General features: G+C 73.4%; 3 protein-coding genes and 1 pseudogene. All 4 read right to left on the bottom strand.

The features are described from left to right. Window positions 1–94: 94 nt before the first annotated feature. Complete coding sequence (locus ABZ371_RS28070) at window positions 95–802, bottom strand: hypothetical protein (protein ID WP_358684631.1); 708 nt, start codon at window positions 800–802, stop codon at window positions 95–97. Window positions 803–835: 33 nt separating this feature from the next. Next, the gene (locus ABZ371_RS28065; protein ID WP_358684628.1) at window positions 836–3,058 is read right to left on the bottom strand and encodes a glycoside hydrolase N-terminal domain-containing protein; all 2,223 of its coding nucleotides are present in this window, start codon (window positions 3,056–3,058) and stop codon (window positions 836–838) included. Then, a complete protein-coding gene (locus ABZ371_RS28060; RefSeq protein WP_358684633.1) occupies window positions 3,055–5,031 on the bottom strand; it encodes a beta-galactosidase in 1,977 nt (658 codons plus the stop codon). Before ABZ371_RS28060 ends, ABZ371_RS28065 begins: the two co-directional genes overlap by 4 nt. Window positions 5,032–5,045: 14 nt before the next feature. After that, window positions 5,046–5,710: pseudogene (locus ABZ371_RS28055) on the bottom strand (1,4-beta-glucanase); the annotation flags it as partial.

Raw genomic sequence — 5,710 nt, 5'->3', positions numbered from 1 at the left:
GGGCGGGCGGAGGATGGCCGGGACGGGCGCGGCGGTGCTGTGGGCCGCGCCCCGCGGCTGAGCGGGCCGGGGGTGTCCCCCCGGCCCGACCGGGTCAGCGCGCCGACACGCCGAACGAGTTGGTCACGAAGTTCAGGCCGCCCGACGACGAGGTGACCTCGTAGCCGAACTGCACGTCGCCGATGGTCTCGTTGCCCCACCAGCCCTTCGTGTCCTTGATCCACTTCAGGACGGGCAGGATGTTCACGGTGCCGGAGGACGAGTCGGAGGTCCGCAGGAACGAGAAGACCTCGTTGGCCCCGTTGCTGCCCTTGTAGACGGTCCACGTGTGGCCGCCCAGGCTCACGGTGCCCTGCGAGCTGCCGAGGGGGCCGACCGCGCCGTTGTAGTTCACCCAGAGCATCACCTCGTAGTCGTAGTCCGTGTCCCAGATGTCGTACGAGGTGTTGTACGCCCCCGAGGACGGGACGCTCACGTTGTAGCCGCTCGTCAGCGACGAGAGCGAGTCGATCGGTTTGCCCACGACCTTCTTGGCGTTGGGGTAGGACTTGATGCCGCCGGTGTTCGGGTGGTTGGCGGTGACCCCCCAGTTGCTCGACGAGTTGGCCCAGATCGTCTGGGAGCCCGCGCCCGAGCCCCAGATGTTGTTGTAGAGGGTGTATCCGTCGGACGTGGTGTAGTTGCCCCACTGCTCGGACGAGGTCCACACCGCCGCGTGGGCGGGGGCGGCCGCGAAGCCGATCAGCGCGGCCACGGCCGCGGCCGGGGCCAGGAGCAGCCGGGTCAGGGTGGAACGTGCCATGGGGTGTTCCTTCCATGTGGGGATGGAGGACTGCTACCGCGGTCTCAGGGTGAGGACGCGGTCCACGCCGGCCGTCAGCTCCAGAGGAGCCGGGCTGTCGCCGGCGGAGGTCTCGGTGAGCGCGTGACCGTCGCCCGTACGCACGTCGACGGTCACGTCACGGGTGGGACGCAGGAGCGCACTGGCGCCGTCGTCCGACCAGCTCAGGTCGAGCCGCGCTCCGAACCGGGTGCGCACGCCCCGGAGTTCACCGGCCGGGTAGGCCGCGGGGAGGGCGGGCAGCAGGACCAGGCGGCCGGGCGCCGACTGGACGAGTGCTTCGATCACGGCGGCGGGCAGGGTGTGCGCGGCGTCCGCGTTGTAGACGTCGCGCGAGGGGTAGTGGGCGCTCATCAGCGAGTCGTGGAAGAAGTCGCCGCCCAGCACCGCGTCCAGGGCGGCCGACACGCGCGCCGGGTCCCGCAGCCGGGCCGCGACCAGGGCGTGGTGCAGGTGGCCGTGGGCGGAGTCGTTCTCGGAGCCGCGCAGTTCCAGGGCGCGGTGCGCGGCCCGGGCCGCTCCCGGGGTGTCGTAGGGGTTGATCTCGTCCAGCGGCCACACCGGGTAGAGATGGCTGAGGTGGCGGTGGTCGTACGTCTCCGCCAGGCCGGGCCACGCCCACTCGGCGAGCGCCCCGTCCTCGTTCACCACGTACTCGGGGAGCCGCGCGGCCAGCGCACGCCATACTCCGGCCGACGGATGGCCGGGAGCGTGGGTCGCGGCGGTCGTCAGGGCGTGACGGGCGGCGGCGATGTCCATCGTGGCGTTGACCGTCCCCCAGCTCGCGTTGGCCGGGCGGTTCTCGGGGGAGTAGGAGGGCACCACGGCCACCCGCCCGTCCGGGTCCTCGCGCGTGAGGAAGTCCTCGTAGAACAGGGCCGCCTCCACGAGGGCGGCGGTCAGCCGGGCGTCGGGCGCGCCCGTCGTCACCTCGGCGTGTTCCAGCAGGGGCTGCAGCAGCCAGTCCGCCCCGGCCGTCCACAGGTGCAGCGGGTAGGCCCGCTGGAAGTGGCGCGTATGACCCGACTCGCCGTCCGTGTGGGACGGTGCGACGATGCCCCGCGCCCCGAACAGCGCCCGCGCGTTGTCCTGCCAGTCGCCCAGCTGCCCGTGCACCAGCGAGGCGTGCGCCTCGGTCACCTCCGGCAGTGCGGCGCTCGCCGCGGAGGCGATCTGCAGGTTGAGGTTGGCGTTCGTGGTGAACGCCCCCGACCACGCCGTCTCCCAGTCACCGGTCCACAGCCCGGTCAGCCGGGGAGGCAGCAGCCCCGAGGAGGAGAGCAGATGGTAGCGGCCCGCGGCGAAGAGGCGTTCCAGGAGCGCCGGGCTCTGCGGGGCGCGCAGCAGTTCACTGCCCGGCAGTTCCCGCTCCGGGGCCGCGCCCCGCAGGGTCAGCGAGGTACGCCCGTACGCCGTGCGGTGCGGCGGGCGGTGGCGGGCGAGGAGGGTCTCGTAGTCCTCGCCCGGCAGGGCGGCCCACAGCGCCGTCAGGTCCGGGTGGCCGCCGGCCCGGCGCAGGACGCGCGTCGTCAGGGTGAGGGCGCGCGCCCCCTCGATCCGGATGCCCTCGTCCGCCACGGACACCGTGCCGCCGTCCACCCGGGCCGCGGTGACCCCCGTGTACGCGACGTCGCTGTCCGGGTACCCGATCCGCAGGGCCAGGTTCGCCCCGTCCGGGGTCAGTACGGTCGTGCGGCCGACCGCGAGCCGGGCCGGGGCGCCGGGCAGGGCGTGGTCCAGGACGAGCCGGGCGCTCAGGGGGAGGTCGGTGACGTGCTGCACGATCACGTCGTCGGCCCGCGAGACGAAGACACGGCTGCGCCAGGACTCGTAGGACGCCGTCACCTCGCCCGTCGTGAAGTCGACCTCCCGCCGGTAGCCGGCGACCGCCTCGTGCAGCCCGCGGCCGCGGCGGACACGGGTCTGGAAGGCGGGATGGAACGGCTGCACCCACACCAGCGGCAGCCCCGCCCCGAATCCCTCGGCCGCCGTGACGTCCCCGGCCAGCAGGGCGTCCTGGAGGCGGCCCAGGCGGTCCGCGAGTTCCGGAGGCCGGAGGTCCTCGCTGCCGTTGGGACGCACCAGGGTGTGGTGGTCGACGATCACCCGGTCGTCCGCCGGGTCGCCGTACACCATGGCGCCGTGGTGCCCGTTGCCGCTGAGGAAGGCGTCCTCCCAGCGCGTGGCGGGCACCGGCTCCCACGTGCCGTCGATCATGCCGGGGCGTCCTCGAGCACGGCCACCCCGAAGCGGCCCAGCTCCACGGCCCCCTGGTGGCGGACCCCGGTGAGCACGTCGACATGACGGCCGGCCAGCTCCACCTTCGTGGGGGTCCGGCCGTGGTTCAGCAGGAAGAGCAGGGAGCCGCGGCGCACCGCCTCCACGCCGCGGGGCAGCCCTTCCACCACGGGCCGCGCCCCCGCCCCCGCCGACACCCGGCCGAGCAGGTCGCGCAGCGCCTCCGGCTCGGGAAGCGTCGAGACGTACCAGGCGGTGCCCTTGCGCAGGACGGCGGGCAGGCCGTCCAGCTCCCCGTCCCGGTAGGCGGAGACGGTCTCGGCGGTGCCGTCCGGCTCCAGCTCCTCCGACCACAGGGTGGCGCGGAAGCCGTCGCACGGCACCGTCGTGCCCGCGTCCAGCGGCCACCACTCGTGCACCGTGCGGATGCCGAACAGGTCCCGCAGCCGGCTGTCCATCCCGCCGGGCCGGACCCGGTTGTCCTCGTCCGCGACGCCGGTGAAGAACCCGCAGACGAGCGTGCCACCGCCCCGTACGTAGGACACGAGTGCGTCGATCGAGGAGTCGTCCAGCAGGTACAGCTGGGGCACCACCACCATGCGGTAGCCGCTCAGGTCGGAGCCGGGGCGGGCGAACTCCGTCGCGATGCCGCTGTCCCACAGCCCCCGGTGCCAGGCCCGCACGAGGTCCGGGTACTCGACGAGGGAGGACGGGCGCCCTTCCTGGCTGCTCGCCCACCACGCGTCCCAGTCATGGAGCACGGCGACGTCGGCCGGTACCCGGCCGCCCGCGACCTTCGGTCCCAGGACGCCGAGTTCGGCGCCGATCCGCTTGACCTCCTGGAAGGTGCGGCCGTGTTCGCCGGCGTGCGTGAGCATGCCGGAGTGGAACTTCTCCGCGCCCTGGCGGGACTGGCGCCACTGGAAGTAGCAGACGGCGTCCGCGCCCCTGGCCACCGCCTGCAGCGACCAGAGCCGGTTCAGCCCGGCGGGCTTGGGGTGGTTGACCCCCCGCCAGTTGACCGGGCCCGCGGCCTGCTCCATCAGCATCCAGGGGCCGCCGGCCTGCCCGCGCGTCATGTCGGCGAGCATCGCGTTGTACTGGCCGGCCTGCGGGTCCGCGGGGTCGGGGTAGATGTCGACGGAGACCACGTCCTCCTGCTCCGCCCACGCCCAGCCGTCCTGGCCCGCCCACAGCGGCATGAAGTTGGTGGTCACCGGGATGCGCGGGGTGTGCCGGGCGACGATGTCCCGCTCGGCGACGTAGCACTCCATCAGGGCGTCGGACGTGAAGCGCTTGAAGTCCAGCGCCTGGGCCGGGTTCCTCATGTACTGCGCCCTGCGCGGCGGCAGGACCTGCGCCCAGCTGTCGTAGCGCTGACTCCAGAAGGCCGTGCCCCACGCCTCGTTGAGGGCGTCCGTGGTGGTGTAGCGGTCGGCCAGCCAGCGGCGGAAGTGGGCGGCCGTCCCGTCGCACCAGCAGTGTGTGCAGTACTCGTTGTTGACGTGCCACACGGTGAGCGCCGGGTGGTCCGCGTAGCGCGCCGCGAGGTCCTCGGTGAGCGCCGCGGCGTAGCGGCGGTAGACCGGCGAGCTCGGGCAGAAGTGCTGCCGCGATCCGTACGAGACCACCGTGCCGTCCTCGGCGCGCGGCAGCGTCTCCGGGTGCAGCTCACCCATCCACGGCGGGGGCGACGACGTGGGTGTGGCGAGCACGACCCCGATGCCGTGTGCGTGCAGCAGATCCATGAGCCGGTCCAGCCAGCCGAACTCCCTGGCTCCTGGACGCGGTTCGATCATCGCCCAGGAGAAGACGCCGAGGGTGACGGAGTTGACCCCGGCCTCTCCCATCAGCCGGACGTCCTCGGCCCACACCTCCTCGGGCCACTGCTCCGGGTTGTAGTCGCCGCCGAAGAGGACGCGGCCACGGGTGGCGTCGTGCAGGGACGGCATGGGTGTCTCGTTCCTCATCGGGGATCCGCGTACTGGATGCCGCGGCCGTTGGTGCCCAGGTAGACACGGCCGTGGACACGGGGGTCGCCGGTGATGACCTCGCCGGTCCATCCCCAGCGGTGGGAGTCGTCGTTGATTCGGACCCAGGTCCGGCCCGCGTCGTCCGAGCGCAGGACCGCCACCTCGTCGTGCGTGGCCGGGACACGGCCCGTCTGGAAGACGGCGGGGTAGGCGTGGCGTCCACTGCCCTTCGCCCTGCCGAAGCCGAGCGCGTAGGAAGCCGGGCAGCCTGCCACCGGCGCGAAGGTGAGCCCGCCGTCGGTGGAGCGCAGCAGCCCCCGCTCCTTCGCCGACAGCCACAGGTCCCCCGAGCGGCCCGGCGCCGCCGCGATCCGGAACTGCGTGTCCCCGGAGGGCAGCCGGGAGGCGCCCGCGGTGAACGTGGCACCCCCGTCCGTGGAGCGGAACACCGTGCCGGTGTCCGTGTCGTACACGTAGAAGCGGGCGGGGTCCAGCGGGTCGGCGACCGGGGTGCCGCCCCTGGGGAAGGTGGTGACCTCGGCCCACGTCGCCCCGCCGTCCACCGAGCGGTGCGCGGGGTACTTCGTGCCGTCCCAGTGGACGAACGACCACAGCAGGGCCGCCCCGTCCGCGGACACGGCCACGGGGCCGGGCGCCG

It is taken from the genome of Streptomyces sp. NPDC005899 (assembly GCF_040629645.1).
GTDB lineage: Bacteria > Actinomycetota > Actinomycetes > Streptomycetales > Streptomycetaceae > Streptomyces.
This window is presented reverse-complemented; position numbering and strand designations above follow the sequence as displayed.

Excerpts from the sequence above, each read along its gene's own strand:
- ABZ371_RS28060 (WP_358684633.1), bottom strand. The coding sequence starts at position 5,031 with ATGCCGTCCCTGCACGACGCCACCCGTGGCCGCGTCCTCTTCGGCGGC.
- ABZ371_RS28070 (WP_358684631.1), bottom strand. The coding sequence starts at position 802 with ATGGCACGTTCCACCCTGACCCGGCTGCTCCTGGCCCCGGCCGCGGCC.
- ABZ371_RS28065 (WP_358684628.1), bottom strand. The coding sequence starts at position 3,058 with ATGATCGACGGCACGTGGGAGCCGGTGCCCGCCACGCGCTGGGAGGAC.